General features: G+C 40.0%; 17 protein-coding genes. 10 read left to right on the forward strand and 7 right to left on the reverse strand.

The genetic code is table 11. The annotated features are described in order from the left end of the window. Positions 1–3 precede the first annotated feature (3 nt). Positions 4–1,056 carry a glycosyltransferase family 9 protein gene (locus LLW17_RS00125; RefSeq protein WP_228228233.1) on the forward strand — a complete coding sequence of 351 codons (1,053 nt, stop codon included), beginning with the start codon at positions 4–6 and terminating at the stop codon, positions 1,054–1,056. On the opposite strand, the gene LLW17_RS00130 is transcribed toward LLW17_RS00125, so the two are convergent. Continuing rightward, positions 1,041–1,859, reverse strand: coding sequence for a hypothetical protein (locus tag LLW17_RS00130; protein ID WP_228228234.1), 819 nt, complete (start codon positions 1,857–1,859; stop codon positions 1,041–1,043). The two genes, LLW17_RS00125 and LLW17_RS00130, sit on opposite strands and share 16 nt — an antisense overlap. 3 nt (positions 1,860–1,862) lie before the next feature. Next, positions 1,863–2,675 (reverse strand): glycosyltransferase family 2 protein, encoded by an 813-nt coding sequence (locus LLW17_RS00135; RefSeq protein WP_228228235.1) that lies wholly within the window; start codon positions 2,673–2,675, stop codon positions 1,863–1,865. On the opposite strand from LLW17_RS00135, the gene LLW17_RS00140 reads away from it, so the two are divergent. Continuing rightward, positions 2,666–3,493, forward strand: a complete 828-nt coding sequence (locus tag LLW17_RS00140; protein ID WP_228228236.1) for a glycosyltransferase family 2 protein — start codon at positions 2,666–2,668, stop codon at positions 3,491–3,493. The two genes, LLW17_RS00135 and LLW17_RS00140, sit on opposite strands and share 10 nt — an antisense overlap. On the opposite strand, the gene LLW17_RS00145 is transcribed toward LLW17_RS00140, so the two are convergent. Continuing rightward, positions 3,490–4,245, reverse strand: a complete 756-nt coding sequence (locus LLW17_RS00145; protein ID WP_228228237.1) for a lipopolysaccharide kinase InaA family protein — start codon at positions 4,243–4,245, stop codon at positions 3,490–3,492. The two genes, LLW17_RS00140 and LLW17_RS00145, sit on opposite strands and share 4 nt — an antisense overlap. An 85-nt stretch (positions 4,246–4,330) precedes the next feature. Between LLW17_RS00145 and LLW17_RS00150 the strand changes: the two genes are divergently transcribed. Next, complete coding sequence (locus tag LLW17_RS00150; protein WP_228228238.1) at positions 4,331–5,278, forward strand: WaaS/CpsH family glycosyltransferase; 948 nt, start codon at positions 4,331–4,333, stop codon at positions 5,276–5,278. A 2-nt stretch (positions 5,279–5,280) separates the two neighbouring features. On the opposite strand, the gene LLW17_RS00155 is transcribed toward LLW17_RS00150, so the two are convergent. Further along, positions 5,281–6,057: a glycosyltransferase family 2 protein gene (locus LLW17_RS00155; RefSeq protein ID WP_228228239.1), complete on the reverse strand. Its 777-nt coding sequence runs from the start codon at positions 6,055–6,057 to the stop codon at positions 5,281–5,283. Positions 6,058–6,486: 429 nt separating this feature from the next. Here LLW17_RS00155 and LLW17_RS00160 point away from each other — a divergent pair, with 429 nt between their 5' ends. The 5 genes from LLW17_RS00160 (at position 6,487) to LLW17_RS00180 (ending at position 11,285) form a co-directional block, all read left to right on the forward strand. Continuing rightward, positions 6,487–7,074: an L-threonylcarbamoyladenylate synthase gene (locus LLW17_RS00160; protein WP_228228240.1), complete on the forward strand. Its 588-nt coding sequence runs from the start codon at positions 6,487–6,489 to the stop codon at positions 7,072–7,074. 6 nt (positions 7,075–7,080) lie between these two features. After that, positions 7,081–8,508 carry a CCA tRNA nucleotidyltransferase gene (locus LLW17_RS00165; protein WP_228228241.1) on the forward strand — a complete coding sequence of 476 codons (1,428 nt, stop codon included), beginning with the start codon at positions 7,081–7,083 and terminating at the stop codon, positions 8,506–8,508. Between the two features lie 44 nt (positions 8,509–8,552). Continuing rightward, entirely contained in the window at positions 8,553–9,584 is a 1,032-nt protein-coding gene (locus LLW17_RS00170) for a COX15/CtaA family protein (protein ID WP_228228242.1), read from the forward strand. 32 nt (positions 9,585–9,616) lie between these two features. Beyond that, positions 9,617–10,138 carry a plasmid pRiA4b ORF-3 family protein gene (locus LLW17_RS00175; protein WP_228228243.1) on the forward strand — a complete coding sequence of 174 codons (522 nt, stop codon included), beginning with the start codon at positions 9,617–9,619 and terminating at the stop codon, positions 10,136–10,138. A gap of 88 nt (positions 10,139–10,226) precedes the next feature. Continuing rightward, complete coding sequence (locus LLW17_RS00180; RefSeq protein WP_228228244.1) at positions 10,227–11,285, forward strand: nucleoid-associated protein; 1,059 nt, start codon at positions 10,227–10,229, stop codon at positions 11,283–11,285. A 116-nt stretch (positions 11,286–11,401) separates the two neighbouring features. Here the strand turns inward: LLW17_RS00180 and LLW17_RS00185 are convergent, their stop codons facing one another. After that, entirely contained in the window at positions 11,402–11,749 is a 348-nt protein-coding gene (locus tag LLW17_RS00185) for a MotA/TolQ/ExbB proton channel family protein (RefSeq protein WP_228228245.1), read from the reverse strand. Between the two features lie 186 nt (positions 11,750–11,935). Here LLW17_RS00185 and LLW17_RS00190 point away from each other — a divergent pair, with 186 nt between their 5' ends. Together LLW17_RS00190 and LLW17_RS00195 are read left to right on the forward strand one after the other, a co-directional pair. Next, complete coding sequence (locus LLW17_RS00190) at positions 11,936–12,991, forward strand: sensor histidine kinase (RefSeq protein WP_228228246.1); 1,056 nt, start codon at positions 11,936–11,938, stop codon at positions 12,989–12,991. Next, positions 12,984–13,706, forward strand: coding sequence for a LytR/AlgR family response regulator transcription factor (locus tag LLW17_RS00195; RefSeq protein ID WP_228228247.1), 723 nt, complete (start codon positions 12,984–12,986; stop codon positions 13,704–13,706). The genes LLW17_RS00190 and LLW17_RS00195 overlap by 8 nt, the downstream gene beginning before the upstream one ends. Positions 13,707–13,774: 68 nt before the next feature. Here LLW17_RS00195 and uvrB read toward each other — a convergent pair whose 3' ends face one another. Further along, positions 13,775–15,775 (reverse strand): excinuclease ABC subunit UvrB, encoded by a 2,001-nt coding sequence (gene uvrB / locus LLW17_RS00200; protein WP_228228248.1) that lies wholly within the window; start codon positions 15,773–15,775, stop codon positions 13,775–13,777. Positions 15,776–15,919: 144 nt separating this feature from the next. Next, the gene (locus LLW17_RS00205) at positions 15,920–18,652 is read right to left on the reverse strand and encodes a T9SS type B sorting domain-containing protein (RefSeq protein WP_228228249.1); all 2,733 of its coding nucleotides are present in this window, start codon (positions 18,650–18,652) and stop codon (positions 15,920–15,922) included. Between the last annotated feature and the right edge of the window lie 23 nt (positions 18,653–18,675).

Genomic DNA, 18,675 nt, shown 5'->3' on the forward strand with positions numbered 1-18,675 from the left:
TAGATGAAAATTTTGGTAATTCAGCAAAAGATGATAGGTGACGTTTTAACGTCATCTATCCTTTTTGAGGCTATTCGTAAAGTACACCCAGATGCAGAATTACATTACCTTATCAAACCACATACGTTTGCTGTGGTTCAAAACAATCCCAATATTGACCAAATTATTTTTGATCAAACAGACGCGAATGGAGATTCCATTTCCTTTTTAAAATTTGCTACTAGAATTCGAAATGAGAACTACGATTGGATGCTTGATGTATATTCTAAGTTAGGCAGCGCCTTGCTAAGCTTATTAAGTGGAGCTCCACGCAGAGTGGGTCTCAAAAAATCCTATACAAAAATTGCCTACAATTGCTTAATCAAGCCTTCTTCTACGAATTCACATTCTATTCCAATGGCGTATTACAATAGATTAGAATTTTTGGAACCAATGGGCATAAATCCTGATTTCAGCTTAAAACCAAAAATTTATCTATCACCCCAGGAAAAAACGATAATCCAGTCTCAATTATTAAAAGAAGGAATTGACCTTTCTCAAGGAAGGTATATTATGGTTAACTGTTTGGGCAGTGGTCCTGCAAAGACTTACCCTTTATCGTACATGGCAAGCTTACTGGACAAAATCGTAAGCGAAAATGCCAATTTAAAATTGTTTCTCAATTACATTCCCAGTCAGGAAGAGGAGGTAAAAACGCTCAAATCCTATTGTCGCCCTGAGACTTTAGAACAGGTAATGGATTTCTATGCCAAGGACTTACGTAGTTTTATTACACTTACCTCATTTTGTGAAGCAGTAATGGGTAATGAAGGTGGTGCCATAAATATTGGTAAAGCATTAAACCTAAAAACCTATGCAATTTTCAGTCCGTCGATTAAAACGAGTTCCTGGGCTCATCAATCGAGTAAACGAGATGGTTATACTCATCTATCTCGCTACGCACCAGAACTTTTTGAAGGAAAGAAAACCAAAGAAATTAAAGAAAATATCCGAACGCTTTATCTAGAGTTTAAACCCGAATTGTTTGAGGACGAGTTACTTCAGTTTTTAAATTGAAGCCCAAAATATTGAGATAACGCATCCCACTGCTTCCGATTTCGGTCTTGATCTACATTTTCCGATTTTAAGGAAATCTTTTGAGTTCCAATAATAGGTATTGCTCCTTTCACCTTTGGTAAAGCCTGCCTTACAGACCGGCCTTCTTTCAAGGCTATCGCTTTAAACCATAAATCATCGGCTTTGGGAGCCAATTCTAAAAACAAGTCTTCATTCTGCACCTGCTCCGAAAAAACTTGGGGAGGATACAATACCCCTTCCGCACCAATAGGTAAAAATCGCTCGGGATTGCAAGCCGCATCAAGATTCCATTTTTTATAGGGCAATGCATTTCCAACCTTATTTGTTTTAATGCAACGTATGCGGTGAGCTACAATCTGTTGTGGATTTTCTAAATGAGACTCATAAAGTGCATCCAGCCATTCCTGCCTGTAAATCACATCATCATCGCAGGTTACAACAGGCTTATCTGGAAAAGCTTCTAAACTATGAATCAGTTTTTTATGTGAGCAGTATAAATGCGTATCTCTGATCTCAAAAATACTGCCGGTGAGATTTTTCAAATTATCGGGAAGCTCCTTTCTATGTTCCTTGGCTATCCATAAAACAATTTTCTCGGGCTTTCTTTTCTGTCTCAAAACACTACGAATAACGATATCCAGCGTTTTAAAACGTGACGGTATTGCCGTTAAGGAAACTACCAATGGTAAACTATTGGCATCAGGCTCCTTCAATTTCTTTTTGGACAACGATTTTAAGTACAAACTAGAACCAATTGAAACTGGTAATTCTTTGATCTTCATAGACTATTGTTCAATACCATAAGGCGTGAAAGTAAGCTTCTCCTCTCGGGTCTTTTTCCGAATATTAGCGTTTTTGCTTAAAGATTCGGGTGTTTTATAACCCCTTGGGTGATCGAGATGAAGACAAATGGCAGAATAACGTATTTGTTTTGACTTAATACCTGAGTTTATAAGGCGTTCTCCCAATTCCCGATCCTGACCGCCATATTGCATGCGTTCATCAAAACCGTTAACAGCAAGTATATCCTTTTTCCAGCCACTGCTGTTATGACCATTCCAGGTTGCTTTAGTAGGAGTCAAATAGTTCAATAAACTCGAAAAAGAACCACTAGCCTTAAACTTGATATTTTTGAATTGGGATTTTAACCCCTGGGATTTTAACCATTTAATATCAAAACACCATTGTTGTTCAATATCTTTTTGTGTGATTGCCTTTGAAATAGACAGAGGTAGTTTTGAGTAGCCGCCACTCAAGAAATAGCCTTCTTCTCTATAAGCTAAATGTGTACTGATAAAATCGCTCTTCGGAATGCAATCGCCGTCGCTCATCAAGATATAATCTGACTCGCAGGCGAGGATAGCCTTATTGAGTATTCTGGACTTTTGAAAACCGTCATCTTCTTGCCAGATGTGTTGAATAGGAGCCGGAAACCAATTTTGAAATGCCTGAAGTGTGTCACGTGTTTCTGAATTTGAACCATCGTCTGCAACAACAATCTCAAAATCAAGGAAATCTTGAACAGCATAACCCCAAAGGGTTTTTTTTAACCATTCAACAGAATTGTAGGTACTTATAATTACAGAAATTGCAGGCATATTCAACTATAAAAGCAAAGTTACACTTAATTAATCAAAAAGTTTATAGATTTGGTTTCTTACAATATATGGAAAAACTTACAGCCATAATCCCGGTTTTTAATGAGCAAGATACTATTGAGAGGGCTATTGTAAGTGTATTATTTGCAGATGAAATCTTAATTGTAGACTCCTTTAGTACAGATCTTACGTTATCAATTGCAGAGAAATACGATGTCAAAATCATTCAGCGGGATTATGAGTATTCTGCTTCCCAGAAGAACTGGGCTATTCCCCAAGCTTCAAATAACTGGATCTTAATCCTGGATGCAGATGAAGTTATAGGTTCTTCTTTAAGAGAAGAAATTCAATCTATTTTGAATAAAAAGTCGACTAAGACTGGTTATTGGATTTACCGCAACAATCATTTTATGAACCAGGCTATCAAATACTCTGGTTGGCAAAATGATAAGGTTGTACGTCTTTTTCAGCGCGATTTATGCAGGTATGAGGACAAAAGGGTTCATGCAGAAATAATTACTTCGGGGGATTTAGGTTTCCTTAACTCAAAGATTGATCATTTTACCTATAAGTCCTTAAGGCAATATGTAGAGAAACTCAATCGATATGCTGCCTTACAAGCTATAGATTACGATAAGATTACCGATAAAATCACAGCCTATCACTTGCTTTTAAAACCATTATGGCGCTTTTTAAAACATTTTATAATTCAAAAAGGCTATAAAGATGGAGTCGCCGGAACGGTGATTTGTTTTCTGCAGGCATATGCTGTGGTCATGCGGTATGCTAATCTCTATCTCTTGAGAAAAAAAAACTAGTTTTTCCAGAATTTTAGTTTCTTCTTCAAAGCTCTTTTTTTTCTAAAGCGTTCCTGAAAATCCTGGGTTTTCTGCCACATAGTTTCATTGGTTTTAATGGGATCGTAATTCCCAAGGCGAGCGTATTCCTTCGCCATAATGTGAACCATATCACGATGCGGCGTTAGACGGCTAAAATTTTTCATACGCGTTTCAAAATCCATTGCTTTAAATTCCATTCTATTTAAATCAACTAGGTAGAACTCATAATTCGCACCATTTTTTACAATCAGGGTATTACCTGGAGAATGGTCTAAAAAATGAATTCCTTTTTCGTGCATTTCAAACGTAAATCGTGTGAAAGCTTTCAAAATTTCTTCCCATTCTGGATAATTCGGGTCTTGAACTAATGTCCTGTAAGTGATATCTGCCTCTAAATGATTCGACACATAATAACTTTTTCCAAAAAATACTCCTTCCTGAATTGCATAAGCAACAGGATGTGGAGTACCAATCCCTCTGTTTAATAATTCCTGAGCAAAATCAAATGAACGCTGGGCTTTTGATCTTCTTAAATATTTATAAGCAACCCGGTTGATTAAATTAGGCAAACCAAATGCTTTGATGGCAACAGGCTTACCTTCAAGTTCAAAAATCTTGATTTGATTGCGCGATCCATCTGAAAGCATTTTGCCCTTTTTATCAAAATGAAGAATCAAGTCTTTTATTTTTAAAAGGCTATTTTTGGCGGAAGTATGAGTAATAATTTTCATGCTTTAAAGTAGGTGGCAAAATTAAGTTTTAAATATTCTTAAACTACCAAATGAAATAGTTATGTAAAAACACATCGTGTTTATTATGAAAGTACTTCTGGTTTCTAGTTACATTTTCGGATACATTGAGCATCTCAAACCTGCTTTTACTGCACAGAACATAGATGCGGAGTTTCTTTACTTAGGTAAGCCTCCTTTGGATTTTAAATACAAAAGTAAAGCGCATCACTTATGGGCATTTTTAAAGAAAGCTGTAGGTATAAACACCAAGATGCAATTTCGGCACAAGGCCATTTATGATTTTGTAAGAGGCAAGAAATACGACCAGATTCTGGTAATACATCCCCAATACCTCCCCCACAAAACTCATATTTTACTCCGTTCTATAACGAACCGCTATGTGACATTCCTTTTCGACAGTATGGCAAAAATGCCTCGTCAAAAACCTGTATTGAAGCATTTTGACACGGTTTTCTCTTATGAAAAAAGAGATTGTAAGCAATACGGATTTGAATTTATAACCAATTTCATTCCGGTTTCTTCATCAAACAATTATTCACCTTTAGACACTACGTTAGATTTCTTCAATATTTGTTCTTTAGATTCCCGTTTTAAAAATCTGGAAGCAATTGCTAAGGCTTTGGAGGAAAAAAATCTGAATTATGAATTTTTGGTTTTTTCAAAAAAATCAAAAAACTCTTCTTACATTAAATTTATTTCTAAAAAACTTGAGGGTGCATCTGTACGTCAAAAATTAAGTCAAACACGTGGACTGGTTGATATACAAAGAGCTGACCAGCAGGGTTTAAGTTTCCGGGTTTTTGAAAGTTTAGGTTATCGTAAAAAGTTAATTACAACCAATGCAGATGTTGTGAATTATGATTTTTACAATGAAAACAATATTCTGATTGTCGATCCAAAAAACGTCGAAATACCCATTCATTTTATTGAGAGCGACTACGTAGATATACCATCAGCTGTACTCCAAAAATATGAGACTTCCGGATGGATAAGTAAAATTTTTAATCCTTAGAGTTATTCAATTCCTTTTCTAGGCAGCGTTGATTTATTCTTAAGGACTAGCTCAAAATGAGAATTATTAAATTCTAATGATTTTCGTGAATTTTCAGGATGCCAAATATGAAAAATTATTCCCGCATAGCGGATACGTTTCCCCTTTACTCCGCTATGAAGCAATCGAGCCGCAAAATCTGAATCTTCTCTGCCCCAACCTTCATAACTTTCATCATATCCTTGTATGTCCAGTGCATTTTTCTTCCAGTATGATATATTACAGCCCCTAATTTTAGAAGATAAGTTTGATGACGCTTTGTAATACTTACTTAAAAACGGTAGATGCAGAGCGCGGCTTCTTTTCTTTATTCCGGTTGACCAAGAATGAAATGTTATCCTTTTAGTTTTAAGTAAATGCGGAAGAAAGCTCTGCCTGATATTAACCCTGCTTCCAAATAAAAATACATTCTCTACCGCATTTTCTTTATGATCTTTGATGAAATCGCTATGTAAAATACAATCCCCATCAATTTGTATTACATAATCGCCAGTACTAGCTAGAAGGGCTCGGTTTAAGATTTTAGACTTTCTGAAACCTTTATCTTCGTGCCACAAGTGCTGAACGTTATTTGGAAAATCCTGTTTAAATTTTTCAATTACAATGCTGGTTGCTGTCTCAGAACCATCATCTGCAATAAGAACCTCATCGGGTAAATGAGACTGCTTTAACACACTTAGTAAAACGAGTTCTAATGCTTCAGGCCAATTATATGTCGTTAATAATAATGAAATCGTCATTCTATTGTAAGATTTTTAAACCAAAAACCTGCGGTAACCTTCCCAATCTCCTGTACTTATTAATAAATACTTCCTACAGTAAGTCGTAGGGGTTTGTCAGATTTTTTTAAGTGTTACAGGATTTTCCATATCAACAATCAAAATATTATCCTCATCATCACGGTTTTTAACACTTTTTTGATTTCTGTAGTTCTGTATCGATCTTTGAGATTAACACGAGTAATGGTTTTCAGAAAAAATTATAAATGCTTTTTATAAAAGTGGGATATTCAAAGCGCAGATTCATTTAATTGATTTATGTGTGAACCAGACGTATCTTCTCTAAGCTTATCTACTAAAGCATCGATATACCCAAAAGTACAGGAAGCAAGAACTGTTATCTTCAAAAGGATGTATTTTTGTCTATGCAATGTAAAGAAAAATTGAGCTATGCCTAAAAAAAAATACGATCAGCGCATTCTTGACGAAGTCAATGAATCACTCACGGTTCTTAAACGGGGCGGACTCCTGCTCTATCCTACCGATACCGTCTGGGGAATAGGTTGTGACGCCACCAATGCCGAGGCTGTAGATAAGGTTTACGAGCTTAAAAAGCGTCCGGAAAGCAAAGCTTTAATCTGTCTGGTTAGCGATCTCAAAATGCTCAGACAATATGTAGAAGATATCCCGGAGGTGGCCTATAACATTTTAAAATACGCAGACCAGCCCACCACAATTGTTTATGACAATCCCATTCGCATAGCAGAGAATTTGGTTGCCGAAGACAATACCCTGGGAATTCGTATCGTGCAGGATGAGTTTTGCCAGGCCTTGATTCGTAAACTGGGTAAACCGCTAGTTTCTACCTCTGCAAACATAAGCGGTGAACCCACCCCAATGCGCTATCCTGAAATAAGCCCCGCGGTTTTGGAAGGAGTGGACTATGTCGTAAATTTGCAGCGCAAACACAAATCGACCAAATCTTCGACCGTAATACGCCTAAGCAGCGATGGTCAGGTGAAGATTTTACGCAAATAGAAGTACATGGCCCTTTTAAAATTTCCGGAAGCTCTAGAGTTAAACATCTTTGAGGTAATTGCTCAGGCTTCGGAAGAGCTCAATCTGGAATCCTACGTTATTGGTGGTTACGTTCGCGATTTTCTGTTGAAACGCGGCGATGCCAAAGACATAGATATTGTCGCGGTAGGAAGCGGAATTGAGCTGGCTCAAAAAGTGGCTTCCCTGCTTCCGCATAAACCCAAAGTACAGGTATTTAAGACCTACGGAACCGCAATGTTGCGTAATGGGGATACCGAAATTGAATTTGTTGGTGCCCGTAAAGAATCCTATTCTGAGGACAGCCGCAATCCTACCGTAGAAAACGGAAGCCTTGAAGACGATCAAAACCGAAGAGACTTTACCATTAACGCTTTGGCACTAAGCTTAAATAAAGAAAGCTTCGGCAACCTGCTTGACCCATTTAATGGGATTATTGATTTAGAGCGTGAAATCATCAGGACACCTTTAGACCCTGATATTACTTACAGCGACGATCCTTTGCGTATGATGCGCGCCATTCGTTTTGCTTCTCAGCTTAACTTTACTATCGAGCGCAAGTCGCTTGAGGCCATAAGTGCAAACAACCAACGTATCGAAATCATCACCAATGAGCGCATTGTTGATGAATTACATAAAATTATGCTTAGCGATAAGCCTTCAACGGGCTTTTTGTTGCTAGAAAAAACCGGTTTGCTTCGGTACATCCTACCCGAACTCACGGCTTTAAAAGGTATTGAAGAAAAGGAAGGTCAAAAGCATAAAGACAACTTTTACCACACGCTTGAAGTCGTTGACAATATTTCTGAAAACACAGAGGATCTCTGGCTGCGTTGGGCCGCCTTGCTGCACGACATCGGTAAAGCCCCAACCAAGCGTTTTGATAAAAAAGTGGGCTGGACGTTTCACGGACACGAATTTGTAGGTTCAAAAATGGTCTTTAAACTGTTTAAGAGACTGAAAATGCCCCTGAACGAAAAAATGAAATTCGTTCAGAAGATGGTTTTGATGAGCTCGCGACCCATCGTAATTGCTGAAGATTTTGTGACCGATAGCGCGGTGCGACGTCTTATCTTTGATGCAGGAGAGTATCTGGAAGATTTAATGACGCTTTGCGAAGCAGACATCACCACAAAAAACCCAAAACGGTATAAGCGATACCATAATAATTTTAAAACCGTTCGTAATAAAATTGAAGAAGTTGAAGAGCGTGATCACGTGCGTAATTTTCAGCCGCCGGTAAGTGGTGAGGAAATTATGGAAACTTTTAATCTGAAGCCCTCCCGCGAAATTGGTATTATCAAAGAAGCGATTAAGGAAGCTATTTTAGAAGGAGAAATACCCAATGAATACGATGCAGCATACGCCTTTATGCTTGAAAAGGGTGCGGAGCTTGGTCTTATGGTTAATGGTTAGAAAATAACCAATAAAAAATAACAATAGTAATAACAATAAATCCAGTGTACAAAAAATCGATTTTCATCTCGCTTGTTCTCATTTACCTGGTAATTATTGCTGGCGCTGTGGTGCGTATGACCGGCAGCGGAATGGGTTGCCCCGACTGGCCAAAGTGTTTCGGCTACATCATTCCTCCTACTAATGAAGCCGAATTAATCTGGACTCCCGAAAAATCCTATCAAAAAGGTCAGGTTATTATTGTTGATGAAACCCTGCGCGTCGCAAAAAGTGATTTCACCACCGGTAACGAATTTAATCCTCAAAACTGGAATGGTTACGACAAACACAGCTATGCCATTTTCAATCCCTGGCATACGTGGATTGAATATATAAACCGCCTTCTGGGAGCACTTGCCGGACTTTCATTTCTGGTAACTTTAGGTATCGCCCTATTTAAGGAGCGCAAATTCAAGCGTATTTTTCTATCGCTTCTAGCCGTAGGACTCATCGGTTTTCAGGGATGGATTGGTGCCACCGTAGTTTACTCGGTACTCTCACCCGTTCGCATCACCATTCATATGGTAATTGCGCTGCTCATCGTTGCCTTGTTGATTTATATGCTTATTGAAGCGAGTCCATATAGCAAAAGCTTCAAGTTTGATAAGGCGTTTAAAAACGGGATGCTTGTCGCGGTGATTTTAACTCTGATTCAGATCGTTTTAGGTACACAGGTCAGACAACATATTGATGAAACCATCGATGTGGTGGGCTATGAGGTTAAAGAACTTTGGCTCCAAAACCCGGTTGTTACCTTTTACATACACCGATCTTTTTCCATTTTGGTTTTACTGCTAAATGCATGGTTATTCATTCGCAACAAGCGCTTCATTTTGGGACATAAAAACCTAAAATGGGTTATACTCTTAATTCTGGCCGAGGTTTTTACCGGTGTGCTAATGAACTATTTTGAATTTCCATTTTTAACACAACCGCTACATCTGGTAATCGCCTCTATATTATTTGGTTTTCAGTTTTATATATTGCTCACAGCATTTAAAGAAAAAGAAGCGCTCTCAAGCACATCTTTACAGTAAATTGTATCTTTGTCGGCCTAAAAATTGAGACCATGATTTACCGTTTTCGAGTCATCTTAGACACTCAGGAAGATATTTTCAGAGATATTGAAATTGAACAAACTGCTACCTGTGAGGATTTTCACAACACCATAACCCAGAGTTTTGGGTTTGACGGCACCGAAATGGCATCCTTTTACATCAGTGACGACGAATGGCGCCAGGGAGAAGAAATCGCTCTTTTTGATATGAGCGAATCTGAAAATCCGCTTCGGGCGATGAGTGAAACCCTGTTGCAGGATGTATTTTCTGAAGATCAAACCCGTATGATTTACGTCTATGACTTCTTTAATCTGTGGACGTTTTTCGTAGAACTCGCAGAAATAACCGAAGCAAATGACGGACAGTCCTATCCTAATCTGATGTTTGCGCACGGGCAAATTCCTGCACAGGCCCCGGAAGCTGATTTTTCAGGTGATGAGGATGATTTTAATGATGATCCTTTTGCTGATGATGACGATGACTATGACATCGAGGATTATGAAGGCCTTGACTTTGACGAAAACTGGAATTAAATAGATTTTAGACTCTAGATATAAGATTTTAGACTTAATCTTATATCTCCCGTCTCACTTCTAAAATCTCAAATCTTACATCTAAAAAATGATCAACTTATATTCGGCTCAGATTGAGTCTCTTTCTATACATCGCGTAGGTAATAAAAGTCGTTCTGAAGGCGCATTTCTATCTAAAGAACGCTACCAGCTTAACGATGAGATTACCCCGCTTATCAAAGAGTTTTTCTTTAAGCCATTCCGTGATAAAGAAGAAAACTACTATCAATTTGTACACGAGAGCGATCTGGAGTTTCACGAGTTGTCTAACCTTGTAAAATCTATTTTTGAGAATCCATCGCGCTCTCACGAGGTTTCTGTCGATATCGCAAAACTACTTTACGAGCAGTCTGAACATCCACACATCAAACCGGGTGAGGTTTATGTTGCGCATATTGAAAATGTGATGCTCGACAATGAAAAAGTGGATGCTGTTGGCGTTTTTAAATCGGAATTGAAACAGGATTTCCTGCAATTTAAGGAAGGCGAAAGCAACCTGAACATGCATTTGGAGCAGGGAGTAAGCCTGAACAAACTGGACAAAGGCTGCTTAATCTTCAATAAAAATGCTGAAGAAGGTTATAAAATTCTTTCCATCGATTCTAACCGTTACGACGCTAAATATTGGCTTGATAGTTTCCTGGGTGTTGATATTTTGGCCGATGAAAACTTTCACACCAAAAAGTATTTAAAATTCTGTCAGGACTTTGCTAAAGATGTGGTGTTACCGGCGGAAGACAAAAAAGAAGAAGTGATGTTTATGAACCGCGCGGTGAATCATTTCGCCAAAAATGACGAGTTTATTGAGCAAAACTTTATGAATGAGGTGATGGAAAACCCGGCGCTGATTCCAGAATTCAACAATTACAAGCTGGAGAAAGCTCCTAAATATAAAATTGAGGACCTCACCTCCTTCCCTATTTCAAACACAGCTGTTACCGCTGCGCGAAAGAAAATCAAAAGCGTGATCGAACTCGATACCAATATTCAGATAAAACTCGATTTTATCAATCCCGAAAGCGCTGAGAAATTTGTGGAAAAAGGCTGGGATGAAGAGCGCCAGATGTATTATTACCTGGTGTATTTCAATAAAGAGCAAAAATCTTAAAACTTAATACACACTCATTCTGAGTTATTTGTCAGTCTGAGCCTGTCGAAGACCATTCACAAAAAAACTTCGACAGGCTCAGTTTGACATTTTTTTATTCAAGTATTTTGGAGCTTTCAGCCCTTCAGAAGGTTTAAAATCAGAATAAACAAGCGGGCAAAAATAAAGGTTACCAGACCAAAAACCGTAGTCAGGAAAGCCACTTTCAATCCGCCGGCCATCATACCCTGAGACACATCGCCCATACTTTCAACCGCATCAAAGGCTTCTATAAGGCCTATGACACTGCCCAAAATTCCCCAGCTTAGGATAAACAGACTGGTGTTGCTGATTAAAACAATGGTTTGGGCTTTATCAGCTTTGCTCAACAATTGACGCACAAACAGCGCGACAATCACGATAAATACAATAACAATTGGCCACATAAAAAACGGACCACCTTCCTGAATTCGGTCTAGTAACATACTTTGGTTTTTTTAAAGATTATCTTTCAAAACTAACCCGAATAAAGGTAGCCGATTTTTATTTGCGACGGCTAACGGGTTTTTATCGGGATTCAACACTATAGATGACCCGGTCAAAAACCCCTTAAAAACAGTCATTCGTCTCAAAACGCTTTGGGTTTCGGGCTTTTTTAGCATCTTGCAGCTATGGATTTGCTGAAGTTTAACCAGACTAAACTCTTTGCCTCGCACTTTTTGTTGTGGGTAGGCGTCTGGTTTTTCTATGTGTATTTCTTTAGCTATAATACTACCAACACGCTTTACGTAACCTGGTTTTCAAGCATTCTATTACCTATAACGATGCTCACCACCTACACCACGGTTTATTACCTAATCCCAAGGTATTTGATGAATCGCAAATACTGGCTTTTTGGTTTGTACAGTACCTATGTTGTCATTTTCACTGCTTTTCTCACTACGGTGACGATGATAGGCAGCTTCATTTTTATCTCCAATCTACAGGTCGAAAATACGCCGGTGATGAGCCGCAATCTGGTGTTTATCCTGATACTGATCTATCTGGTCGTAGGTTTGGTAAGCTTTGTCTATATCCTCAATCACAATTTCAACACCCTTTCGCAAAATAAAAATCTGGAGAATAAAATCCTCGATGCGCAGCTGCATCTTAAAGATCAGGAACTGCACTACCTGAAAAAACAAATCCATCCCCATTTTTTGTTTAATGCACTCAATACCATTTACGGTTTTGCTTTAAAACAATCCTTGCAAACCCCTGATATCATTCTAAAACTGTCAAATCTGCTCGATTACATCCTGTATCAGGTCACCGAGAAAGAAGTTTTTCTCAAACAGGAACTCGATCACATTGAAGAGTACATAAGTCTGGAGCAGATCCGTTTTCAGGATACGCTTGAGGTTACTATCGCTAAAAATGATTTTGACGAAAACATTCGGGTACCGCCCATGCTTTTTCTCCCGTTTGTGGAAAATGCCTTTAAACACGGCGCTATTGTAGACGGAAAACTTCAGATTCATATGAAATTTGAAGTTACTAAGACACAGTTGCTCTTTCACATTGAAAACACCACGCGAAATGAGGAAACCGAGATTGAAACAGCCAGGATCGGCCTTACAAACATCCGGAAGCGACTCGAATTGCTGTATTCCAATCACTATGATTTGCAGGTAAAAACGCCCAAAAACAGCTATGTGGTAACTTTAAAAATCAGCTTACATGACTGAAAAACTTTTGGCATTAATTATTGACGACGAACCAGCCGCACGTGAAATTCTGAGAACGCACTTGCAGCGTATTCCTGAAGTAGCGATACAGGGGGAATTTAAAAATGCCATCGACGCGCTCTCGTTTTTAAAAAATAATCCAGCAGATCTGGTTTTTCTTGACATCAATATGCCCGAAGTTACCGGTCTTTCGTTTGCTAAACTGGTTCAAAAAGAACTTCAGGTTATTTTTACCACCGCCCATCGGGAATATGCAGTTGAAGGCTTTGAATTGCAGGCCGTAGATTACCTGCTTAAACCCATTTCGTTTGAACGTTTGGTTCAGGCCGTTTACAAATGCACCGGCAGGCAATCTGAAAAACAAAGCCCGGAAAAGCCTTTAGTGCTTGATAAAACTGCAAATCCTTTTGTATTTGTGCGATCTGATCGTAAGATGATTAAGATTGATTTTGATGAAATCATCTATGTGGAAAGTCTCAGCGATTATATCAAAATCCATACGCAAACCGAAACGCACGTCACCCGTGAGACCATTTCCAATTTTGAGTCTAAATTACCTCCCGATCAGTTTTTACGCATTCACCGCTCTTTTATTATTTCGGCTTCAGCTATTAAAGCCTATACGGCAGAACACATCGAGATCGAAGGTGAGACCTTGCCCATAAGCCGCAGTTACCGCGACACGGTGGTTCAATTTTTAGCCAAATACGAATAAATAATAAACCTCACAGGTCTTGGAGACCTGTGAGGTTTAGAAAACGACTTAAAAGCTTTGGTCTTAAATTAAGCCAATTCCTTAATCTGCTCCTGATAGGTTTTAATACGGTCGCGCAATTTAGCTGCTTCCATAAAATCCAGTTCTTTGGCTGCTGCTTCCATTTTTTTACGGGTGTCGCGTATGAGTTTTTCCAGATTGGGTTTGCTCATATAAGCTGTGTCCGGTTCGGCAGCCACATTGGTAAGCTCTTCGGCCTCAAACTTGAATTTCTCTTTCTTGGCCAAAGCGCTTTCCAGTGATTTTTTGATTGCCACAGGTTTCAGTCCGTGTTTTTCGTTGTATGCGATTTGTTTCTGCCTTCTATACTCAGAATCGTCAATGGTTTCCTGCATACTCTTCGTAATCTTATCGGCATACATTATGGCGAGACCGTTGATATTTCGCGCAGCCCGACCAATGGTCTGCGTCAGCGAACGGTTACTTCTCAGAAACCCTTCTTTATCTGCATCTAAAATAGCTACGAGGGAAACTTCCGGTAAATCCAGACCTTCCCGCAGGAGGTTAACACCTACCAACACGTCAAAAATACCTTTCCGCAGGTCAGACATGATTTCAACACGCTCCAGGGTATCAACATCAGAGTGAATATATCGGGTTCTGATATCTACACGAGTCAGGTATTTCGTTAATTCTTCCGCCATACGCTTGGTTAAAGTCGTGACCAGCGTACGCTCGTCTTTATCCACCCGCTTCTGAATTTCTTCAATCAAATCATCTATCTGATTCAGACTGGGGCGAACCTCTACGATTGGATCCAGCAATCCTGTAGGACGTATGATTTGCTCCACGTAGGTTCCTTCAGACTTTTGCAACTCGTAATCCGCAGGTGTCGCACTCACATAAATCACCTGATTTTGCAAAGCTTCAAATTCTTCAAACTTCAATGGACGGTTATCCATCGCCGCAGGAAGTCTGAATCCGTATTCCACCAGGTTTTCCTTTCGGCTTCGGTCACCGCCGTACATCGCGCTCACCTGAGACACGGTCACGTGACTTTCGTCCACGACCATCAAATAATCATTAGGGAAATAATCAAGCAGACAGAACGGCCTGGTACCGGGTTCCCTTCCGTCCAGATAGCGCGAGTAATTCTCAATTCCGCTGCAATAACCCAGTTCGCGTATCATTTCCAGATCAAAGTTGGTGCGTTCCTCAAGTCTTTTGGCCTCCAAATGCTTCCCAATTTCCTTGAAATACTCCACCTGCTTTACCATATCAAAACCGATCTGATCAATCGCATTCTGCAATCTGTCAGGACTTGTCACAAACATATTTGCAGGATAAATATTGAGTCGGTCGTATTTCTCTAAAATCTCGTTGGTTGTGACATCAAAAGCTTCAATATCTTCGATCTCATCACCAAAAAAATGTACGCGAAACGCGTGGTCATCGTATCCCGGAAAAATATCAACCGTATCTCCTTTTATGCGGAAATTTCCCCGATTGAATTCGCCGGTAGTACGGCTGTAGAGACTTTGTACGAGGCGCTTGAGCAACATCGTACGCGAAATCACCATATCTTTTTCGATAGAAATCACGTTTTTCTGAAATTCCACCGGGTTTCCGATACCGTATAAACACGACACCGAAGCCACTACGATAATATCACGACGGCCGCTCAAAAGGGAGGAAGTGGTACTCAAACGCAGTTTTTCGATCTCTTCATTGATCGAGAGATCTTTTTCGATATACGTTCCTGAAGTGGGAATATAGGCTTCCGGCTGATAATAATCGTAATAGGAAACGAAATACTCCACCGCATTGTTCGGAAAAAAAGCCTTGAACTCACTGTATAATTGGGCAGCAAGCGTTTTGTTATGAGCCAGTACCAAAGTGGGTTTCTGCACTTCCTGCAAAACGTTGGCAACGGTAAAAGTCTTACCGCTACCGGTAACTCCCAAAAGCGTTTGATAACGTTCGCCGGAATCAATGCCCTGCACCAGTTGTTTGATGGCAGAAGGCTGATCGCCGGTAGGTTTAAATTCGGATTGTATATTGAATTTCAAGATGCTGAATTTTTAAAAATTAGTAAGCCGCAGGGCGAAAACCTTACATAAAACCTGAAAAAACATAGTATTTTACAAGCCGTTTAAAATTACGCACTTTAGCTTTTTAAAGCCGAAAAGAAATACTAAAAGATGATGTGGCGCTTATCGCTTGAGGGTAAAATGCGATTTGAATTCCCGGCCATCCTCAAGCAGAATCCGAAACCAGTAGTCATCTGCCGGAAGATTCTCACCGCCAAATGTACCATCCCATCCGGAAGAGGTTGGGTCCAGTTCTTTAATCAGTTTACCAAAGCGGTTAAAAACCCGCACCGAAGTTCCCGGCTGTACGAGATCGCTAATCCCCTTTACATTCCAGTAATCGTGGTAACCGTCTCCATTCGGAGTAAAAAACTTGGGAAAACCAATAATGCTGAATTCCTGCTCCACGATGCCACAGCCCTCTTTAGACCGAATGTAGACCGTATGAAAACCGGGCTGTAATCCTTCAAAAGTACCGTCCTCCTGATAAGGCCCGAGCGGATCATCCAGAGCTAGTTCGTACTCCCCATTCCCCGAGAAAGAGATAATGGCAATATTGTTTTCGGTAGCATCAGTCACCTCTATATTATCAATGGTAGCGAGTTCTTTTTCTTCAATTAAGAAGCTTTCCTCGCGAAAACATCCTGTAGCCAGATTGGTCACGCGCAGCGTATGCTCACCGGTTAAATTCGTTGACAACTCCGGTGTGGTCTGCCCTTCCGGCATCCATTCGTAGCTGTAATTCTGTGAGGGGTCCAATTCAGAATAATCAGGACTAAAGGTTTGCAATGCCGGGAAATTTGTAGCGCAGTAAAACTGACTTTGAGGCAGGCTGAATTGAGGTCTGGCCAATACCCGAAGATTGACCGGACTAATAGCAAAACAGGCATTGTTATTCTCTACACGGGCGAAAATTTCCTGCTCGTAAGCCTGTATATTGCTGTATAGATCAGGAAGAAGCTCGTCCTCATCTTCGAGGAGTGCTCCACGCTCTGATAAATAGTAGTTGACATCTAAGGTTCCACTACTCGTGCCCAAAACCTGATCATCAGCCAGACTTAAATCAAACTCGGCAAAACCGGTATCTCCCAAATCACACTGCTCAATTGAGGCACTCGAAGCCTGAGTAGAGCTTACTTCCAAAGTAAAGGAATTTACCGTTGCACAACCCGCCGGACTAAAAATGCGCGCCCATAATACTTCAGTTGGGGAAGTATTCTCGTAGCCAAAAGGGTCAATGGGGTTAAGGTCATTAGTCGCATCACTCTGCGTGTAATGATAGGTAACATCAAACCCTTCAAGACCGTCTGTAAGTTGATTACGAGCCTGATCTAAATTGAAAATACTCAAACCATCAGCGGTTTCAGAATCCTCACACTGCACAAGCCTAACATTAGGCACGGCACGCTGGTACGGGTAATAGGTTACTTCAGCTATACCTACTTTTTCACAGCTGCCGTCATTTAAATCCAATACAAACTTATAGGTTTCTGTATAAGGTAAGGTTACACCAGCCGGCTGGCGAATTGTCAACCGGTAATCATTTGCACTGCGTAGCTCATTATCGTTACGATACCAGGAATAACTCGCCCCCATTACGGGCTGATATTGCAGCGTATAGGTATCCCCGTCACAAAGTGGAAGCTGCCGGGAACTGATATCATTTTGGATAATGTCAAGTTCATTGAATAAAGACTGATTAAATGGTGGTAATCCCTGGTGACTCACTCCTGTTTCCAAAAAAATCGCACGATCTCTGTAAATAGCTGCGGTACCTGCCTCGTTGGGAGCATCAATAACTCCTAAATACGAGGAACCATCCTGATATCCCCTGCTCAGGGTACGGTAAATTTTACCATCCGGAGCAAGTTGTAAACTACCTCTAAACAGATTTTGCTGATCAAGCAATACCTGGCTTGCACTGATATCAGTGGCCTGAGTGTCATATTGAATTAAAGAAGAAAAATGACTTTGAGGTGGTTCGCTGGGATTTTCATTATTTGAACTGTGGCAGTATAGATAGCGGTTGTTAGGCGAAAATTCGATCCCATAGGCTGCATAGTTAAACCCATCTATGACCAGTCTTCTCGAGTTCGAAACCCTTCCGGTTAGCGAATTGAAATCAGCCAGATAAAGACCTTCCCCATTATTGGCACAGGCAAGTTTGGTTCCGTCTGGTGAGAACTTTAAGTTTCCTCTGGGGTCTCCCACCGAAAAACCGGCAGCAGATCGAACCGGAGTGGTTCGGAGTCCGTTTTGACTTAACTCATAAGCATAAAATGTGTCTAAAAGTCCTAGGTTTCCGTTAGAAGAAGAAAGCATAACAATCCATACGCTATTGTCTGTACAACTCTTGATTACAGCGCTTAACTTTTCGGCACCATAAGCAAGAAGATTGACATTTTTTTGTATTACTATACCCTGGGGATCCTGATTGAAATCAACTACCGAATAATTTATACCTTCGTTTACCTCTCCCTCCTGAGTGACGGTATCTACTGTAAAAATGTAATAAATCCCAGGAGTATCGGGCTGGGAAATGATAATGGCAGATTGTGTACTCGAAGGATCCCCCAACAAGCCATTGCCGTTAGGCATGATACTGTGATCGGCTCGGTAAACCGTAATACCATCGGTATAAAAAAGCAGATTTCCGTTTTCACTAGAAATACTGGCACATCCTTCTAACGTATAAAGACTACCATCAGTAAGCGGTCTGGGACTACCGGTGCTGAAGTTTAAACCTGCTCCATAACCAAAATACCAGTTATTGGCTTGTCCCTGAGAAAATACATTTCCGCACGCAAATAGGATACAGACGCCTAATAAGGTAAACCACGACGGTAATCTTCTCAATTTCAATTTTTACAATTTTCAGG

Origin of the sequence: Leeuwenhoekiella parthenopeia (genome assembly GCF_020782115.1) — a bacterium.
GTDB classification, from domain to species: Bacteria; Bacteroidota; Bacteroidia; order Flavobacteriales; family Flavobacteriaceae; genus Leeuwenhoekiella; species Leeuwenhoekiella parthenopeia.

Coding starts and splice junctions, on each gene's coding strand:
- LLW17_RS00175 (WP_228228243.1), top strand. CDS start 9,617: ATGATTTACCGTTTTCGAGTCATCTTAGACACTCAGGAAGATATTTTC.
- LLW17_RS00195 (WP_228228247.1), top strand. CDS start 12,984: ATGACTGAAAAACTTTTGGCATTAATTATTGACGACGAACCAGCCGCA.
- LLW17_RS00190 (WP_228228246.1), top strand. CDS start 11,936: ATGGATTTGCTGAAGTTTAACCAGACTAAACTCTTTGCCTCGCACTTT.
- LLW17_RS00145 (WP_228228237.1), bottom strand. CDS start 4,245: ATGAAAATTATTACTCATACTTCCGCCAAAAATAGCCTTTTAAAAATA.
- LLW17_RS00185 (WP_228228245.1), bottom strand. CDS start 11,749: ATGTTACTAGACCGAATTCAGGAAGGTGGTCCGTTTTTTATGTGGCCA.
- LLW17_RS00155 (WP_228228239.1), bottom strand. CDS start 6,057: ATGACGATTTCATTATTATTAACGACATATAATTGGCCTGAAGCATTA.
- LLW17_RS00150 (WP_228228238.1), top strand. CDS start 4,331: ATGAAAGTACTTCTGGTTTCTAGTTACATTTTCGGATACATTGAGCAT.
- LLW17_RS00160 (WP_228228240.1), top strand. CDS start 6,487: ATGCCTAAAAAAAAATACGATCAGCGCATTCTTGACGAAGTCAATGAA.
- LLW17_RS00180 (WP_228228244.1), top strand. CDS start 10,227: ATGATCAACTTATATTCGGCTCAGATTGAGTCTCTTTCTATACATCGC.
- LLW17_RS00130 (WP_228228234.1), bottom strand. CDS start 1,859: ATGAAGATCAAAGAATTACCAGTTTCAATTGGTTCTAGTTTGTACTTA.
- LLW17_RS00125 (WP_228228233.1), top strand. CDS start 4: ATGAAAATTTTGGTAATTCAGCAAAAGATGATAGGTGACGTTTTAACG.
- LLW17_RS00165 (WP_228228241.1), top strand. CDS start 7,081: ATGGCCCTTTTAAAATTTCCGGAAGCTCTAGAGTTAAACATCTTTGAG.
- LLW17_RS00135 (WP_228228235.1), bottom strand. CDS start 2,675: ATGCCTGCAATTTCTGTAATTATAAGTACCTACAATTCTGTTGAATGG.